At 53.7% G+C, this 17,301-nt stretch carries 13 protein-coding genes; 9 read left to right on the top strand and 4 right to left on the bottom strand.

The annotated features are described in order from the left end of the window. The first annotated feature begins 6 nt into the window (after positions 1-6). The 6 genes from AC1931_RS08400 to AC1931_RS08375 all read left to right on the top strand — a co-directional run bounded on the left by AC1931_RS08400 (position 7) and on the right by AC1931_RS08375 (position 7,250). Complete coding sequence (locus AC1931_RS08400) at positions 7-531, top strand: DUF6691 family protein (RefSeq protein ID WP_483876801.1); 525 nt, start codon at positions 7-9, stop codon at positions 529-531. A gap of 30 nt (positions 532-561) precedes the next feature. After that, positions 562-1,107, top strand: a complete 546-nt coding sequence (gene thpR, locus AC1931_RS08395) for an RNA 2',3'-cyclic phosphodiesterase (RefSeq protein ID WP_483876800.1) — start codon at positions 562-564, stop codon at positions 1,105-1,107. A gap of 137 nt (positions 1,108-1,244) precedes the next feature. Beyond that, a complete protein-coding gene (locus AC1931_RS08390) occupies positions 1,245-2,294 on the top strand; it encodes a polyamine ABC transporter substrate-binding protein (protein ID WP_483876799.1) in 1,050 nt (349 codons plus the stop codon). Further along, complete coding sequence (locus AC1931_RS08385; RefSeq protein ID WP_483876798.1) at positions 2,295-4,739, top strand: bifunctional diguanylate cyclase/phosphodiesterase; 2,445 nt, start codon at positions 2,295-2,297, stop codon at positions 4,737-4,739. It begins immediately after the preceding gene. Between the two features lie 127 nt (positions 4,740-4,866). Continuing rightward, on the top strand, positions 4,867-6,360 hold the full coding sequence (locus tag AC1931_RS08380; RefSeq protein WP_483876797.1) for a hypothetical protein: 1,494 nt from the start codon (positions 4,867-4,869) through the stop codon (positions 6,358-6,360). A gap of 26 nt (positions 6,361-6,386) precedes the next feature. Then, positions 6,387-7,250, top strand: coding sequence for a 4Fe-4S ferredoxin (locus tag AC1931_RS08375; protein WP_483876796.1), 864 nt, complete (start codon positions 6,387-6,389; stop codon positions 7,248-7,250). Here the strand turns inward: AC1931_RS08375 and AC1931_RS08370 are convergent. The 3 genes from AC1931_RS08370 to sfsA all read right to left on the bottom strand — a co-directional run bounded on the left by AC1931_RS08370 (position 7,196) and on the right by sfsA (position 9,715). After that, positions 7,196-8,464, bottom strand: a complete 1,269-nt coding sequence (locus AC1931_RS08370; protein ID WP_483876795.1) for a tRNA(Met) cytidine acetate ligase — start codon at positions 8,462-8,464, stop codon at positions 7,196-7,198. The two genes, AC1931_RS08375 and AC1931_RS08370, sit on opposite strands and share 55 nt — an antisense overlap. Positions 8,465-8,566: 102 nt before the next feature. Next, a complete protein-coding gene (locus AC1931_RS08365) occupies positions 8,567-8,944 on the bottom strand; it encodes a GxxExxY protein (protein ID WP_483876794.1) in 378 nt (125 codons plus the stop codon). A 78-nt stretch (positions 8,945-9,022) separates the two neighbouring features. After that, entirely contained in the window at positions 9,023-9,715 is a 693-nt protein-coding gene (gene sfsA / locus AC1931_RS08360; RefSeq protein ID WP_483876793.1) for a DNA/RNA nuclease SfsA, read from the bottom strand. 171 nt (positions 9,716-9,886) lie between these two features. Here sfsA and AC1931_RS08355 point away from each other — a divergent pair, with 171 nt between their 5' ends. Next, entirely contained in the window at positions 9,887-11,530 is a 1,644-nt protein-coding gene (locus AC1931_RS08355; RefSeq protein WP_483876792.1) for a fatty acid--CoA ligase, read from the top strand. Between the two features lie 44 nt (positions 11,531-11,574). On the opposite strand, the gene ald is transcribed toward AC1931_RS08355, so the two are convergent. Further along, entirely contained in the window at positions 11,575-12,693 is a 1,119-nt protein-coding gene (gene ald / locus AC1931_RS08350) for an alanine dehydrogenase (protein WP_483876791.1), read from the bottom strand. A 268-nt stretch (positions 12,694-12,961) separates the two neighbouring features. Between ald and AC1931_RS08345 the strand changes: the two genes are divergently transcribed. Together AC1931_RS08345 and AC1931_RS08340 are read left to right on the top strand one after the other, a co-directional pair. Next, complete coding sequence (locus AC1931_RS08345; RefSeq protein ID WP_483876790.1) at positions 12,962-14,161, top strand: efflux RND transporter periplasmic adaptor subunit; 1,200 nt, start codon at positions 12,962-12,964, stop codon at positions 14,159-14,161. Next, complete coding sequence (locus AC1931_RS08340) at positions 14,158-17,289, top strand: efflux RND transporter permease subunit (RefSeq protein WP_483876789.1); 3,132 nt, start codon at positions 14,158-14,160, stop codon at positions 17,287-17,289. Before AC1931_RS08345 ends, AC1931_RS08340 begins: the two co-directional genes overlap by 4 nt. Positions 17,290-17,301 lie beyond the last annotated feature (12 nt).

The raw sequence follows: 17,301 nt of genomic DNA, 5'->3' as shown, positions 1-17,301 counted from the left end.
GTCATCATGGATCTCTTTTTAGGACTGGTAACCGGCATCTTATTCGGATTCTTCCTGCAAAAAGGTGAAGTATTGCGCTTCGAAAAGCAGGTCGGGTTCATGCTGCTTAAGGACATGACCATCATCAAGTTCATGTTGACCGCGGTGCTGGTCGGGATGGTCGGCATCTACGCCCTCAATGGTATCGGCATGATCTCCTTAAGCATCAAGTCAGCCAATGTTGGTGCCCTTATTATCGGCGGTCTGCTGTTCGGTATCGGCTGGGCGATCGCCGGTTTCTGCCCCGGTACCTCCGTCGGCGCCCTGGCGGAAGGACGTATTCATGTCCTCTGGGCAATCGCCGGCATGGTCGTTGGTGCCGCCATCTTCGCCGAAGCCTATCCGCTATTGCAACGTACCGTGCTGACCTGGGGAGCCTACGGCAAGGTGACCCTGCCGCAAGTTCTCGGCATTTCACCCTGGCTGGTTATCGTTGTGTTTATCATCGTTGGCTTGTCGGCATTCAGGATATTTGAAAAGAAGGGGCTGTAACCGCACCGGTGAAAAACGTAAGATGAGCGGATGCGTACTTTTATCGCCATTGAATTATCTTCTGAACTCAAGCAACACCTGGGTGACATCGCCCGGCAACTATGCCGGTGCGATGTCACTGCCGGCTGGGTCAAACCGGAGAATCTGCATCTGACGTTGAAATTCCTTGGCGATATTGATGACATTCAGGTACCCCGACTTACTGCAAAAATCAGCCAGCTTGCTCAACAGCATGGAGCTTTCACTGCTAATCTGAAGGGCTTCGGCTTTTTCCCCTCCCCACAGCGACCACGTATTCTCTATGTTTCAATCCAGGAGCAAATACCGTTCAAACAACTGGTGCAGCACCTCGACAGCTTGCTGGAACCATTAGGCATTGCGCCGGAACAGCACTTTACCCCTCACATTACCCTCGCCCGTATCAAGAACTTCAAAAACCTTGAAAGGCTCCGACAACGGCTGGATGACATGCCATTTCGAAAAACCTTTAGTATCAACGCCGTCACTCTCTTTAGCAGCACTCTTTACACCAGCGGGGTACGTTATCAGATCCTGCAACGAGGACTGCTCTTGTAAAAAACCGATCCCATCAATCTGAATGTTTTTTTCAATTTTCAGCCTTGCCATTTTCTGAAACAAATATGTCTTGATTTATAAAATAATACTAATCTAATATATGTTTTGAATTTCTTAATTTCCCAGGGGGATTCTTTATGGCAAGAAAAACCATTGTTGTTCTTTTGTCTTTCCTGCTGCTTGTTCCTGCAGTAAACCTGGCTTCTGAAACACGTCACGAGTTGGTTATACTTAACTGGAGTGACTATCTGGATCCCGACCTGGTCGCCGAGTTTGAAACCGCATATAACACCAAGGTTACCCAGGTTTTTTTTGCCAGCGATGAACGCCGCACTGAACTTCTCCTCGAAACCGGCGGCAAGGGCTATGACCTGATCCTGACATCCGGAGTCGATATAACTACCTATGTTCAGCAGGGCTGGTTATCTCCCCTCAACAACCGTCAGTTACCTAACCTTGCTTATCTTTCACCCCGCTGGCGTCAAGCATTCCCCTACGCCGAACAATATGCTGTACCCTTTTTCTGGGGCACAACCGGCATCGCCTACCGTGAGGATCTGGTCGCAACACCTATCACCAGCTGGAAACAGATTTTTGAACCCGATGTGGAGCTACAGGGAAAAATTGCCCTGTTTGACAGTCCTGGCGATGTCATTGCTATGGCCCTTAAATCCCTGGGATTTTCCTCTAGCAGTGAAGACGAGCATGCTTTGTCCAGAGTCAGGGAGCTACTGCGGGCGCAGAAACCCCATGTTCACAGCTCCAAATATTTATCCATGGATGAAAGCTCTCTGCTCGTCAAGGGAGAGGTTATTGCCGCGATGGCTTACAATGGCGACGCTCTGATGATGGCGGAATATAACGATCATATTCGTTACGTGATCCCTGAGGAAGGAGGGGAGATTTGGATCGATTATTTTGTTATCGCCAACCACGCAACAAATCCGGACCTCGCACACACCTTTCTTAATTTCATCAATGAGCCGGCAAACGCGGCCCAGATGGCGACTTTTGTCTACTACGCTACCCCAAATCTGGCCGCCGAGAAGCTGCTCGATGAGGATTTCCTCAACAACCCGATTGTTTATCCGCAACCAAACAGTCTGCAGAACTCAGAATTATACGCTCCCCGTTCCCCGCGATCACAGCGCCTCTGGCACATTATGGCAAGTGAGCTGTTGCAATAGATGAAGCTTAAGGCCAAATTATCATTGCTGCTGCTGCCCCTGGTGACAGTTCCCCTATTGGCTGTTGGAGTGGCGGCCTATCTGCAACTGACAGACATCAGCGAGCAACGTGGTCAGCAGCAGATCCACACCCTGTTCGACATGTATTATTCCCAGATCGACAGCATCACCCGCACCGCCCAATCCAACCTGCACCTGTTCAGCGACTATCCGCTGATTAAACAATACTTTTTGGCTGACACCGAAGAAGAACGCTATCTGGTGCTTTTTCTGCCGGTTCAGCGCCAGCTCCACAGCATTCAGAAAAACTACCCCGAATACTATGAACTGCGCCTCTTGCTGCCCGACGGGTTTGAGGATCTGCGCATGACCAATCGCCCTTTGCCCAACATCAGCGAGGTGGAGCTGGACTCGCCGGCAATCAGCGATTTGCTGACATTTGAGGACGATATTTCAACCCGGGTTGATCGCAATCCGGACAATAACGAACTTGCTCTTTACATCACCAAACGCATATTTATGATCAATCATGCCATTCAAGATCCCGGAACGGCTCCGAGATTACGGGGATATTTCAGCATCACCGCTGACATCGACTTTCTGCTCAGGCAGTTAGAAGAGAGCCTATTGGGAAACAAAAGCGGAATGCTTCTCACCGACGACCGGGGTGTCATCGTCTACCTGCCGTCGCACTTAGAAGGGCTAAAAGATGACCTGAACGGACTATTTGCCGAGAAGTTCGACACTGCAAACAGACTTGTGCAACTAGCATCCGGGGAATTCCAGCTCAGCAGCCGGCGGCTTCAGAACAACCTCTGGGTTCACGCTTTGATGGCGGAAAAGGATCTCCAGGATGCAAGCCGGTCGCTCAACCGCACTATTGCCTGGATAACCTTTGTCGCCCTGGGCGTGTCCCTCAGTCTGATTCTTCTGGGTCTCAACTTTCAGGTCATCAGTCCCATAACACGATTACGCAAGGGAATCCTTGAACTTTCCGATGGCAACGAACTGGTGCAGATTCCAATACAAAGCCAAGATGAACTAGGAGATCTGGCACAGGAATTCAATCGCATGGGACGCGCCTTGCAGCAATCAAACGAACAGATTCGCAGCATGGCCTACAGCGACTATCTCACTGAATTACCTAACCGCTTTCAGTTCCATAAGACCTTAAGCCAGGCTATGGATGTTGCCCTGCGCAAAAACCGGCAACTGGGACTGATTTTTATTGATCTCGATAACTTTAAAAACATCAATGACACCCTCGGTCATCAGACCGGGGATCGCCTGCTCAAAGATATCGCCCGGCGCTTGCAGAATCATCTGCGCGGCATTGATGTGTCCGGTCCGGTCGATCTCACGCCGCAGGAGCATAACCTTGCCCGCCTGGGAGGAGATGAGTTTACCGTTATAATCCAGGGGTTCCCCTCGGCCATGGATCTGAGCAAAGTAGCAACGCGTCTGATTGCGGCCATTGAACGCCCCTTTATCCATCAGAACACGGAACATTTCGTCAGCGCGAGCGTTGGCATCGCGGTTTTTCCTTCAGACGGCACCACCCCGGAAGAACTGATTAAAAACGCTGACATGGCCATGTATGAGGCTAAAAAGCTCGGCAAAGGGCGTTTTGAATTTTTTTCAACCAAAATCAGTAAGCAGGTCATGGAGCGCACCCACCTGGAACGACGGCTGCGTGTTGCCCTTGAGAATGATGACTTCGAACTTCACTACCAGTCGATTCTCAATAACAAAACCCGGAATATTGCCCTCATGGAAGCCCTGATCCGCTGGGATGATGCCGAACTGGGCGCCGTTGCTCCCGGCTACTTTATTCCAATTGCTGAAGAAACAGGTCTGATTAGCGCGATTGGGGACTGGGTTCTCAATGAGGCTTGCCGTCAGCTCCGTAACTGGCATGATCAGGGAATCATCGGTCTGAAGGTAGCCATTAATGTGTCCGGAAAACAGCTTGAAAAACCCGAATTTGCCAACCAGGTTCAGGCAACATTGAAGCGCCACGATATTCAGCCCGAATCGATTCACCTGGAACTGACCGAGAGCGCCGTCATCCAGGGGGAAACAGAGGTCATAGCGACATTAAGTAAACTCAGAAAAATTGGAATACGGATTGCCCTTGACGATTTCGGCACAGGATATTCGTCCTTAAGCTATCTGCGCAACCTGCCCATCGATGTGCTCAAAATCGACCGCCGATTTATCCAGGGGCTTGGTCAGCAGAACAACAACATCATCCTCTCGGCAATTATCACCATGGCACAGGCCATGAATCTCCAGGTCATCGCTGAAGGGGTAGAAACCCAGGGTCAATTTGCTTTCCTGCACAAGGAGCACTGCAATATGTTCCAGGGTTATCTGTTCCACCGACCGGAATCGGCCGTAAAGATTTCCGCAAAACTGACCAATGGCGAACTGTCTTTCGACTGATCGGTAATCAATCAACCCGGCGAACAAAAAAATCATCAAAATCATCTTACCCGCCAATCCGTTTTCCGCTAAGATTGCCAACCGACAGGGCCATCTGCATGTTTAAGGAAGGACGATCAGCACCGACATGACACGGCTTCAACCTCACCGACTGATGCTTCCCACAGCATTGATGATTGCGATGGCACTGTTGTTGTCGATAGCGACCCAGACCGTGGCTTTTGTAGATTGTACTCCAGGGCAAAAATTCAACCCTGTTTCTATGCGCTGTGAGGCTGAACCGAATTGCCCTGAGGGTGTCGATGCCGACACTGATGCTGCCTGCCGGGGCGGTGCCGCAAGTCCGCTGGTTCCATCCCTGACAACCGACATCTTCGGTTGGGCCGGCGGCGACAGCCCGGCATTGACCAGCAGCTCAAAAGCCCCCCATGAGATTCTCTATTTCTGGGGGATCGGCTGCCCCTTTTGCGAACGTCTCAAACCGGAGCTCGAGCAGCTTGCCTCAGATTATCCACAGGTTCAACTGCGCGACGTCGAGGTCTATTACGACCGTGCCAATCAGCAACTTTTTCTCAAAACCATCAATCAATACGGTATTGATGCGCACAGCGTCCCCCTCACCTTGATCGGTGAACGCCACTGGATTGGTTACCGAGAGCATTTTCTAAACGAGATGCGTGGTGAGCTAGAAAAACTTCTGGGTACTGCCGGCGGTACGATCGCAACGACCGCAACAGCAACTGACACCATCAGTGTCCCATTGCTTGGCGACATCAACATCGGTACCATGCCCCTGCTGTTAACAACGGTTCTGATTGCCTCAGTAGATGGTTTTAACCCCTGTTCGATTTGGCTGCTGACCATCCTTTTGGGTATTCTTCTCCATACCCACTCACGTCGAAAAATTATCATTGTCGGACTTGCTTTTCTGTTGACCACCGCCGCCGGTTACGGGGCCTTCATGCTGGGCCTGCTCAATGTTTTTCTGTATGTAGGCTATGTCGACTGGATCAAGATCCTTGTGGGGCTGCTGGCTCTGACTTTTGCCGTGGTCAACATCAAGGACTATTTCTGGTTTCAGCAAGGAGTGAGTTTTACCATCTCCGACAAACATAAGCCGGGAATTTTCAAACGCATGCGCAACATTATTCATCAGGACATGTCAACCGCGGGTATGGTCGGAGCCACCATTATCATGGCCCTGGGCGTAACCCTGGTAGAGTTGCCCTGCACCGCCGGTTTTCCGGTCATCTGGTCCAACATGGTCGCCCAACAGGGGGTCAGCAGGATTGAGTTTGCACTGCTGTTTGTGATTTATCTGACCATCTACCTGGGAATCGAGATCGCTATCCTGGTAACGGCAGTGATCACCCTGAAAAAGAGCGTGTTTGAAGAAAAACACGGCCGCATTCTCAAGCTGATCAGCGGCGTAATTATGCTGGTCCTGGCTTATGGAATTGTTTTCGCCTACGATGTCCTTGGAAGCCTTGGTGGTGTTATCAGCCTGTTCGGTGTCGCCGCCTTCATCATTGGAATGACCCTGGTTGTCCACCGCGTCATTCTACCGCGCTGTGGTATCAGCTTCGGTTCAGAAAAGCACAAGCCCGGCTCAGGTAAATAGGTTGTTACAAACGACAGTAGCCCAATATGAATCCATCTGAATATCGCAACTGGTGCACTGAACTGATCACCACCCTGGTTCATGAGGCGCCGGAAAATCACCTCCATGCTGTTGACGAAAAAGCCTGGGACACCCCGCTGATCGGTGTCGCGGCGGGTGATGATCCCTTGTTTAACCAATTCAAACAGGTCATCGGCAGGGTACATTGGACGCCGGCGGAAGCTTTTGCACTGGCATATCCTGACCAGCCGGTGACGGCGCAAAATTTACGGGTGGTCAGCTGGATCCTGCCGCAGACAAAAAACACCCTGGAGGATCAGAGACTGGCAACGGAGTTACCGGCAGCACGCTGGGTTTACTCGCGCTATTATGGTGAACTATTTAATGAATGGCTGCGACTAAAGGTGCGTGATGAATTTATCAGAATGGGACTAAGAGCGCTGGCGCCAACCCTGTTGTCGGATTGGGGCTATCGCCAGACACAGCAGGCGGGGATCTGCTCCAACTGGTCGGAACGCCACGCTGCCTATGCTGCGGGGCTCGGTACCTTTGGTCTGTCGGACGGCTTTATCAGCGAAGCAGGGAAAGCGATACGCATCGGCTCGGTGATTGTCGCCGCAGACATGGAAATCACCCCGCGCCACGCCGCCTCCCATACCGCCAACTGCCTCTTTTATGCCCATGGCACCTGTGGCGCCTGTATCAAACGCTGCCCGGTGGATGCGATCTCTGCCGCCGGACACGATAAAGTCGCCTGTCACAACTACATCCGTCAGGTGACCGCACCCTACGCCAAACGGCTCAGCGGTCAGGTGGTTACGCCGTGCGGGCTATGTCAGGTAAGGATCCCCTGCGAGGTGCGCAACCCTCTACGCAGTGGTTCAAAATAATCGCGCTGACGGTGACCGCCAGAAGAATGTTGCAACAGAGAATAAATACGACTAGCGCGCAGTTGCAGGGCCAACTGGATTTGTGCGCGTTGCAACACCCCAGGTTCAGCTCCATGGCGGCGTTTAAGAATGGCCTGAATGCGGGAAAAATTCTGGATTAGGGGAATTGTTCGCAATGTTCGGCGGTCAGCCAGAAAGTTTTCTCCCCGTTCACTGACGGCAAGAAGGTGCAGATAGGCAGGGGGAGCGGCCAGCAGCAGCCCCGCGACTTCAGTTTCGATGCCGAGGAGAACCGCCACTAAAGCCCGTTGCACCCGGGTCCGGGTGAGGTGCCGGGCCTTGACCGCACTGATCAACTCTTCCAGGCTAGTAGCTCGATCAGCTGCGTCAACCAGACGATTCTCCAAACCCGCTTCAATCATCCAGTAACGCCTCAAAGCACCAGGCTGTTGCAAAATCTGCGCGGACAGCAGTCGATAATAGAATTCCTCGTCCAGCTCCATGCCCCGATCCAGGGCCTGTTGCAGAAGCTGATTGACCCCTTGGGGAACCAGCGCGGCGACCTCACGGCCGTCACCTAACCGTTGACGGATACCGGTAGCGCTGGCAATTCCGTCTCGCGGCTCAAGATCGTGATAACCGGCACCGATTCGGGTCATGGTCAAAGGCACGATGGGGCTGCCGGTTTGACTCAGGGCCCGCAGATAGGCAAGGCCGAGGATATTGTTAGGGCTGGCAAGAATCGTTTGTCTGTCAGAATCCGGAAAAAGGTCAGCCAGCACTTGCGCCCGCGCCTGGGGAAATGTGACGCCATGACGCAAAGCGGCGGAGGTGCGTTTTTCAATAATGTCATACTTGCCGGCCAGAAGCTCGGCACAGCCCTGCAAGGCATCAAGGTCACCGCTTTCGCTGCCGAAACAGAACGCATCGACACCCAGGTCGGTGAGGGCCTGAACGCCGCCCCGGGCAAAATCAGGAGCGCTGCTGCAGGCCCAGGGCAGTGGTAATTCGACCACGACGTCAACCCCGGCGGCCAGGGCCATCTCCGCCCGTACCCACTTATCCACCAGTGCCGGTTCACCGCGCTGAAGAAAATGACCGCTCATCACCGCCACCGCCACCTCAGCATCTGCCAATTCAAGACTGCGCCGCAGATGGTAAAGGTGACCATTGTGAAAGGGGTTATATTCGGTAATCAGTCCGACCGCTCGCATAAAACAATAATCTCACCACTGAGGCACTGAGGCACTGAGGCACTGAGCCACTGAGGCACTGAGGCACTGAGCCACTGAGTAAAGGCTTAATCAAGAGTAAAATCAGTAAACCAAACGACAGATTCCATCTTTTAATCGTGCTTCATGAAAATTCAATATTAACCCGACTTTTGCCTGCAGAAGTCGTAAATAGGTCAACAGTTGTGCCTTATGGACCGGCAAAATCTTATCTACGGTTTTCATTTCGATAACTACCTGACCTTCAACCAGAATATCGAGTCGATAACCACAGTCAAGCATGGTTCCTTTGTAACTCAACGGTAAAACAACTTGTCGTTTATGCTGAATCTGTCTAAGGCTCAATTCATGGCATAAACAGTGTTCATAAGCCGATTCAAGTAACCCCGGTCCTAATGCCTGGTGCACTTCAATAGCCGCAGCAATGACCTGCTGTGTAAGTTTATCAAAATGATATTCCATACCCCCCTCTTTTCTTAGTTTCTGTACTTCTGGGTGTCTCTGTGTCTCTGTGTCTCTGTGGTAAAAATGTTTCTGTGGTTAAAGTTCTACCATAATTTTCTCAGCCACTCGGTTTTCTTCCGGGGTGGTGCGGGTTTTGTAGGCCAGCACTTCAACCCCGGCCGCCGCTACCTGACGCAACAGGCGGCCGTACACAGGATCGATCTCATCTGCCGGGGAAAAATACCGGGCCTCGCCACGCTGTACGAGAAAGAAGATGACACTGTGATACCCCCGGCTCAAGGCTTCCTGCAATTCAAGCAGATGTTTCTGCCCACGCACCGTTACCGCATCAGGAAAACAGGCGGTTTCGGGATCACAGCAGAGGGTGACGTTTTTCACCTCCAGTAGCACCTTTTCATCACCTTTGGTCAGCAGAAAGTCGATCCGGCTGCCGCCGAAAGGGTATTCGGCACGTACCTGGTAACCACGGAATTCAGGGATCCACCCCTGTTCCAGGGCTTCGCCCACCAGCTGGTTGCTGCGTTGGGTATGGGTGTCGACCCAGTCGTCACCAACCCGGATCAATTCCAGCGTCCAGGGGAGTTTTCGCTTGGGGTTGTGCGCTGCGGAAAACAGCACCGGATAACCGGGAACCGCACACTGTTCCATGCTGCCGGTGTTGGGGGTATGGGCAGTAATAACACTACCGTCAGGGCGTTCGATATCGGTCAGAAAACGCTTGTAACGGCGCACTAAGGTTCCGGCAAGCAGGGGGGAAGGTAGATTCATGGTGTCTCCGTGGTTAAAAAGACTGTCATTCTAACCACCTGGTTGCCAAACCACAATGGACGAATCTTGCGAAGCGGTAATGATCATCGTATATTAGTGCAGCACCTTTGTGCCGCCAGGATTGATCCTTTATGAGATGCTTTCAACGTTCATTCAACCCGCGAGGTACCCATGACTGACCATCTGATTCCCCGTACCGAATCTGCCTACAATTATCCGCTGCTGATCAAGAATCTGTTTTCCGCCCCGGCGGCCAGCAACCCGCAACAGACCATCGTCTACCGTGATCTGCACCGTTTTACCTATGCTGAATTCAAACAGCGGGTCTGTCGTCTCGCTGATGCTCTGACCGTCATCGGCGTCAAGCCGGGCGATACGGTAGCAGTGATGGACTGGGATAGCCATCGTTATCTTGAATGTTTTTACGCCATCCCCATGCTCGGTGCGGTTCTCCATACGGTCAATATCCGCCTGTCGCCGGAACAGATTCTCTACACCATCGACCATGCCGAAGATGACTATATCCTCGTCAATGAGGAATTCCTCCCCTTGCTGGAACAGATCAAAGGGCGGATCGACACGGTTAAAGGATACATCCTGCTGCAGGATGAACAGCAGCAGGTGGAAACCAGCCTTCCGGTCGCCGGAGAATACGAAGCGCTGTTACGTCAGGCTGCTGATACCTTCGAATTTGCCGATTTTGACGAAAACACCAGGGCAACCACCTTTTATACCACCGGCACCACCGGAATGCCCAAAGGCGTATATTTCAGCCACCGCCAGCTGGTGTTGCATACGATTGCCGGGATGGCGGCCCTGGGCACTGTCACCCGTCAGGGGCGACTGGCTCAGGATGATGTCTATATGCCCATCACCCCCATGTTCCATGTCCACGCCTGGGGCGTTCCCTACATTGCCACGGCATTAGGGATCAAACAGGTTTACCCCGGCAAATACCTGCCGGAGACGTTGCTCAAACTGATCGACAGTGAGAAGGTCACATTCTCCCACTGCGTTCCGACCATTCTCCACCTGCTCATGAGCCATCCCCTGTTCAAGGAAATCGACCTGAGCAACTGGAAGGTGCTGATCGGTGGTGCCGCTCTGCCCAGGGCCATGTGCCGGGCGGCGCGGGCACGGGGGATAGACATCTATTCCGGTTACGGCATGTCGGAAACCTGCCCGGTGCTGACGTTGGCTCATGTGACCGATGAGGCTGTCAGCACCGATGAGGATGAGGAGATCCGCTGCAAAACCGGGCGGCCCATTCCCCTGGTCGATCTGCGCATTGTCGATGAGCAGATGCAGGAGGTGCCCGCAGATAGCCAGAGCGTCGGTGAAATTGTCGTTCGTGCGCCCTGGCTGACACAAGGGTACCTCAAAGACCAGCGCAATTCGGAGACCCTGTGGCGTGGTGGTTACCTGCATACCGGTGACGTCGCCAGTCGCGATGCCCATAACTACATCAAAATCACTGACCGCATCAAGGATGTCATCAAGATCGGTGGCGAGTGGATTTCTTCCCTGGAGGTAGAGGATTTCCTTACCGCCCATCCGCAAGTGACTGAAGCGGCAGTCATCGGCCTGACTGACGCCAAATGGGGGGAAAGGCCCCTGGCTTTGGTCGTCAGAAAAGATGGCGCAGACATCAACGATAAGGAACTGCTCACCTATATTCGGGGATTTGTTGACAAGGGGATGATCTCAAAGCAGATTGTGCTGCTGAAAATTGAGTTTATTGACGCTATCGCAAAAACCAGTGTTGGCAAAACCGACAAAAAACTGCTGCGCGAAAAGTATCAGCAGAGGGGGTAAGCCCTCCCCCCGCGGGTCATCCGTGGCCCGCGGGGGGAGCACCATCAAACCTTTAACACTTCATCAACCGGTACATAGTCCAGACCAAAAGCCTCAGCCACCCCTTTGCAGCAGACCAGCCCATTGACCACATTGAACCCTTCAGCGATCCCCGCATCCTGGCGTGCCACCGCCTTCCACCCCTGGTTCGCAATCTTGAGGGCATAAGGCAAAGTGGCGTTAGTCAGGGCCATGGTCGAGGTCAAAGGAACAGCCCCGGGCATATTGGCAACACAGTAATGGAGAATTCCGTCAACCTCGTAAGTAGGGTTGCCATGTGTCGTCGGACGTGAAGTCTCAAAGCAGCCCCCCTGATCGATAGCAACATCCACCAGGACCGCACCCGGCTTCATCGTCGCGAACATCTCACGCGTTACCAGGCGTGGCGCCTTGGCGCCATGGACCAACACCGCGCCGATAACGGCATCAGCCTTGGTTACCAGTTCCCTGATGGCCGCCGGCGAGGACATCATGACAAAACAATTGGCAGGCATGGTTTCGTCCAGATAACGCAAACGAGTCAGATCCTTGTCGAGAAGATAAACCTTGGCGCCGAGACCACAGGCCATACGCGCGGCCTGACTGCCAACCACGCCACCGCCAATGACGACAACGTTCGCCGGTTCAACCCCTGGCACCCCGCCCATGAGAATACCGCGCCCCCCCTGGGCGCGTTCCAGATACTTGGCCGCCTGCTGGGCTGCCATACGCCCGGCAACTTCGCTCATAGGTGTCAGCAAGGGTAAACCGCCGGCAGCATCGGTGATGGTTTCGTAGGCAATACACACCGCTTTGCGCTTCATCATGGCGCGGGTCAGATCTTCGGCGGCGGCAAAGTGAAAGTAGGTGAACACCACCTGTCCCTTCCGAATCAACGAATACTCCTGTGGTTGCGGTTCCTTGACATGCATCACCATCGCCGACCGGGCAAAAATCTGCTCGGCCTCGGCGACAATTTCCGCACCGGCGGACTGATAATCCTCATCGCCAAAACCACTGCCGAGCCCGGCAGATTTCTCTACCAGCACCTGGTGCCCGGCAGCTGTCATTACCTCGACCCCGGCCGGGGTCATGCTGACACGATTTTCTTCCGCCTTGATTTCTTTGAGTATCCCGATGATCATTTTTACCTCGCCGGTTAAGTTCTGACTTCAACGCCCGTTCGCTTCACTCACTTAAGTCACGGTATCTTGTGGTTCATGTTTTATGACCCCGTATCGATAGTTTGTGTGAAGTGGATATCCAGGTAAAGAAAAAAATTTCACAAGGAATTTCGTCACCATAAATTGAGACAAACTGTGCGTAACACTGATTACTTCCATCGGCTTTTCTGCTAGATTCAACGATCAGCATACCTCTTTAGTTATCAATTTCTTTGTTACAGGACAACCCATGAAACGCATCATTCGTTTTCTCCTGCCCCTGCTGATTCTCTCGGGAGGCATTGCCATCAGTGCCGCGCTGATTGCCAGCGGCCCGGAAGCGACCCGACAGCGCCCACAAACCCCTCCGCCGACGGTTGAAATCATCACTCTTGAGCCCCAATCTTACCAGGTTCAGGTTGCCAGTCGCGGCACGATTTCGGCACGCACGGAAAGCACTCTGGTGGCTGAAACAACTGGACGCATTACCAGGGTTTCAGACAGTTTCTACAATGGCGGTTTTTTTGAAAAAGGGGATCTGTTGCTGCAAGTGGATGACCGCGATTATCAGAATGACCTTGTCATTGCCCGCGCTGAGGTGGCACAGCGCCAACTGGCGCTGTTTGAAGAACAGGCGCGCAGCGATCAGGCACGACGCGATTGGGAGCAATTTCAGCATCAGAATCCTCCGCCACCCCTGGTTTTGCGCACCCCTCAGCTCGAAAATGCCGTGGCGGCCCTCGAAGCCGCCAAAGCACGGCTGCGCCAGGCCGAGCTTAATCTAGAACGCACCCGCATCCTCGCCCCCTATGCCGGCCGCATTCTGACCAAGGAAGTTGACTTCGGACAATATATCACTACCGGTACGCGCCTGGCACGGATCTATGCCAGCGACGCGCTGGAAGTTCGCCTGCCCCTCTCAGATGAGCAACTGAGCTACCTCACCCTGCCGGAGGAATTTCGTCATGGTCCCGCAGGCTCCACAACCCGGCAAGCTGCCGTTAACTTCAGTGTCCGTATCGGCAGCGAAACCTTTACCTGGTCCGGACGCCTGGTTCGCACCGAAGGCAGCATTGATGTCAACAGTCGGCAACTTTTTGTCGTCGCCCGAATCGATGACCCTTATCAGCAGACAGGAAACCGTCCACAACTGAAAATCGGTCAGTTTATTGAAGCACGCATCTCAGGCAGCCGGCTGGAGGACGTTTACAGGATTCCCCGGCAAGCCGTTCATGGCGACCGCACTGTCCACATTATCACACCGGAAAACCGGCTGGAACGGCGTGAGCTCGACATCCTCTGGCGTGACTCCGAATATCTGGTGGCCGGCGGCCCCCTGCGCCCTGGCGAACAGATCACCGTGACGCGGCTCCCTTTTGCAGCCGATGGCATTATCGTTCGTATCCTCGGCAAGAATGATCAGGACGGGCACAAGGGACAGGCACAATGAACGGCGTTATTTCATGGTTTGCCCGCAATCATGTTGCAGCCAATTTACTGATGGCATTAATTATCGGCCTGGGGCTGTGGGCGGTCACTGACCGGATCCCGATGGAGGTCTTTCCCGAATTTGAACGGGATACGGTTATCATCAATGCCGTCTATCGCGGTGCAACCCCGGCTGAAGTGGAAGAAGCGGTTATTATCAGGATCGAGGAAGCGATCGCCGCCATCACCGGTATCGATACCATTATTTCCACCGCCAATGAAGGCAGTGGACAGGTTCGCGTCGACGTCTTAAAAGGCTACAAACCACGCGAAATCATGGATGACATTCGCAACAAAGTGGATGCCATCAGCACCTTTCCGGAAGAGGTTGAACGACCAACCTACGAAATCCTGGAGTTTCGCCGGGAAGTCATCTCCGTGGTTGTCGGCGCCAATCTGCCCGAAGCAGATCTGCGCAAGATCGGTGAAATGATCCGCGATGATCTGACCGCATTACCTGCTATCAGTCTGGCCGATCTGGTCGCGGTCAGACCTTACGAACTTTCTGTTGAGGTCAATCAGGCGACCCTCGAACAATACCAGCTGAGTCTTGAAGACCTGTCCCAGGTGATCCGCAGCTACTCCCTTGATCTGCCTGCCGGTTCCATCAAAACCAGCGGCGGGGAAATTCTCCTGCGTACCATGGGGCAAGCAGACACGGCAGCAGACTACGCCCGCATCCCCGTTCGCACCACCCCGGCCGGCAGTCAACTGCTGCTCGGTGATATTGCGACTATCCGTGACGGTTTTGATGAAGAACCACTGGAAGCTGTACTTAACGGTAAGCCTGCAGTCATGATCGAGGTTTACCGTACCGGCGAGCAGAACGCCCTGGATGTCGGACGTGCCGTCCGCGATTATGTGACGGATAAACGCGAGGTCCTGCCGCCGGGAGTCTCCATCGACTACTGGCGCGATCGCTCACGCATTGTCCAGCTGCGCTTGAACACCCTGACCAGCAGCGCACTGCAGGGCGGCCTTCTGATCTTTCTGGCCCTGGCCCTGTCTCTGCGGCTTTCTGTCGCCATCTGGGTCTGCGTCGGCATCCCGATCAGCTTTTTAGGCGCTTTGGCACTGATGCCGATCCTTGGCGTGACCCTTAACTCGCTGAGTCTTTTTGCCTTCATTCTGGTCCTGGGAATAGTCGTTGATGATGCCATTATTACCGGCGAGAATGTCTATCGTCGACTCAAGGAAGATGGAGAATCGATCGAAGCTATTATCGCTGGTACCCAGGAGGTCTCGGTCCCGGTCACCTTCGGGCTGTTGACCACCATTGCGGCCTTTACCCCGCTCCTTTTTATGGAAGGGGTACGGGGGCCGATCTTCGCCCAGATTCCATTGATTGTTATTCCCGCCCTGGCCTTTTCCTGGGTCGAATCAAAGTTGATTCTGCCTGCCCACTTAAGCAGTGTCCACATCACCAAACCACCACGGGGTGGACTGTTGATGCTGCAGAAACTGCAACAGAAAATTGCCAACGGGCTGGAGTCGTTTGCCCTGCGGATCTATCAACCGGTGCTCGAACTCGCGGTCAGACGACGGCATTTGACCCTGTCGATTTTCACTGCAGCGATCATCATTATTGTCAGCTTTGTTGTCAGCGGCCGTTACGGCTACACTTTTTTCCCGCGGATTCAAAGTGAGATTGCTCGTGCGACCCTGACCATGCCGGCCGGCACCTCGGTCGACCAGACCCGGATCCATATTGAACGCATGGCTCAACACGCTTATGCCCTCCAGGCCAAGCATCAGGAACCGGATGGCTCCGGATCAGTGATCCGTAACATCCTGGTGAGTACCGGCTGGACCGGCACCGGCAGTCCCGGCACGGGCGGCAAACCGGAACTGGGACAGGTCACCATGGAAATGGTGCCGCCCGAGGAGCGCCTTAATCAGATCAGCACCAGTGAAGTGGTACAGGAATGGCGTCAACTGATCGGCACGGTTCCCGGGGCCAAGGAACTGACCTACCGGGCTGAAATCGGGCGGGGCGGCAACCCGGTTGATGTTCAATTAACCGGTGCTGATTTTAACCAGCTGACTGAAGTTGCCGAGATTCTGAAAAAGCGGTACAGCGAATATCCCGGTCTGTTCGACATTCAGGACAGCTTTGACCAGGGCAAACAGGAAATCCAGTTGCGCCTGCTGCCGGAGGCCAAACTCCTCGGATTGACCACCAGTGACCTCGGACGCCAGGTCAGAGCCGCTTTTTTCGGCAGCGAAGCGCAACGCATTCAACGCGGACGCGATGATGTCCGGGTGATGATCCGCTATCCGGAAGAACAACGCCGGAACCTGGCCAGCCTGGAAACCATGAAAATCCGCACCCAGAGCGGCATTGAAGTTCCCTTCAATCAAGTCGCGGCCATCGACATGCAGGCCGGCTATTCAAGCATCCGCCGGGTCGACCGCAACCGGGCGGTGAATGTCTCCGCGGACGCCGAGAAGAGGGAGGTTGATACCAACGCGATCGCCGCTGACCTGAAAATCTATCTCGACGAGCTGCTCCTTGAGTATCCCGGTATCCGCTATACCTTCAAGGGGGAATTGGAGGAACAACAGGAATCGCTGGGCAGCTTGATCTATGGCGTTGTTTTTGTCATGTTTGCCATCTATGCCCTGCTCGCCATCCCGTTTCGCTCCTACCTGCAACCGATACCGGTGATGCTGGTCATCCCTTTTAGTATCGGCGGTGCCATCGTCGGCCACATGATCATGGGGTTCAACTTGAGCTTCATGAGTCTGCTCGGAATTCTGGCGCTGTGTGGGGTGGTCGTGAACAACAGCCTGGTCCTGGTCGACTTCATCAATCGGCGGCGGCGTGAAGGGGTACCGATGATTGAAGCGGTGATGCTCTCCGGGGTCAACCGCTTCCGGCCGATCCTGCTGACCTCCCTGACCACCTTTCTCGGGTTGACGCCGCTGCTGTTTGATACCAGCACCCAGGCACAGTTTCTGATACCAATGGCGGTATCCTTAGGCTTCGGCATCCTCTTCAGCACCTTTCTCAGCCTGCTGCTGGTACCGGCAACCTACCTGATTCTCGAAGATATCATCGGATTTTTCAGTAAAGAAGAACGCTTTTAAATGTTACCCCCA

This window comes from Pelovirga sp. C15f, assembly GCF_057178085.1.
Note: the sequence above shows the minus strand (reverse complement) of the source record. Positions and strands in the feature narration are given on the sequence as shown.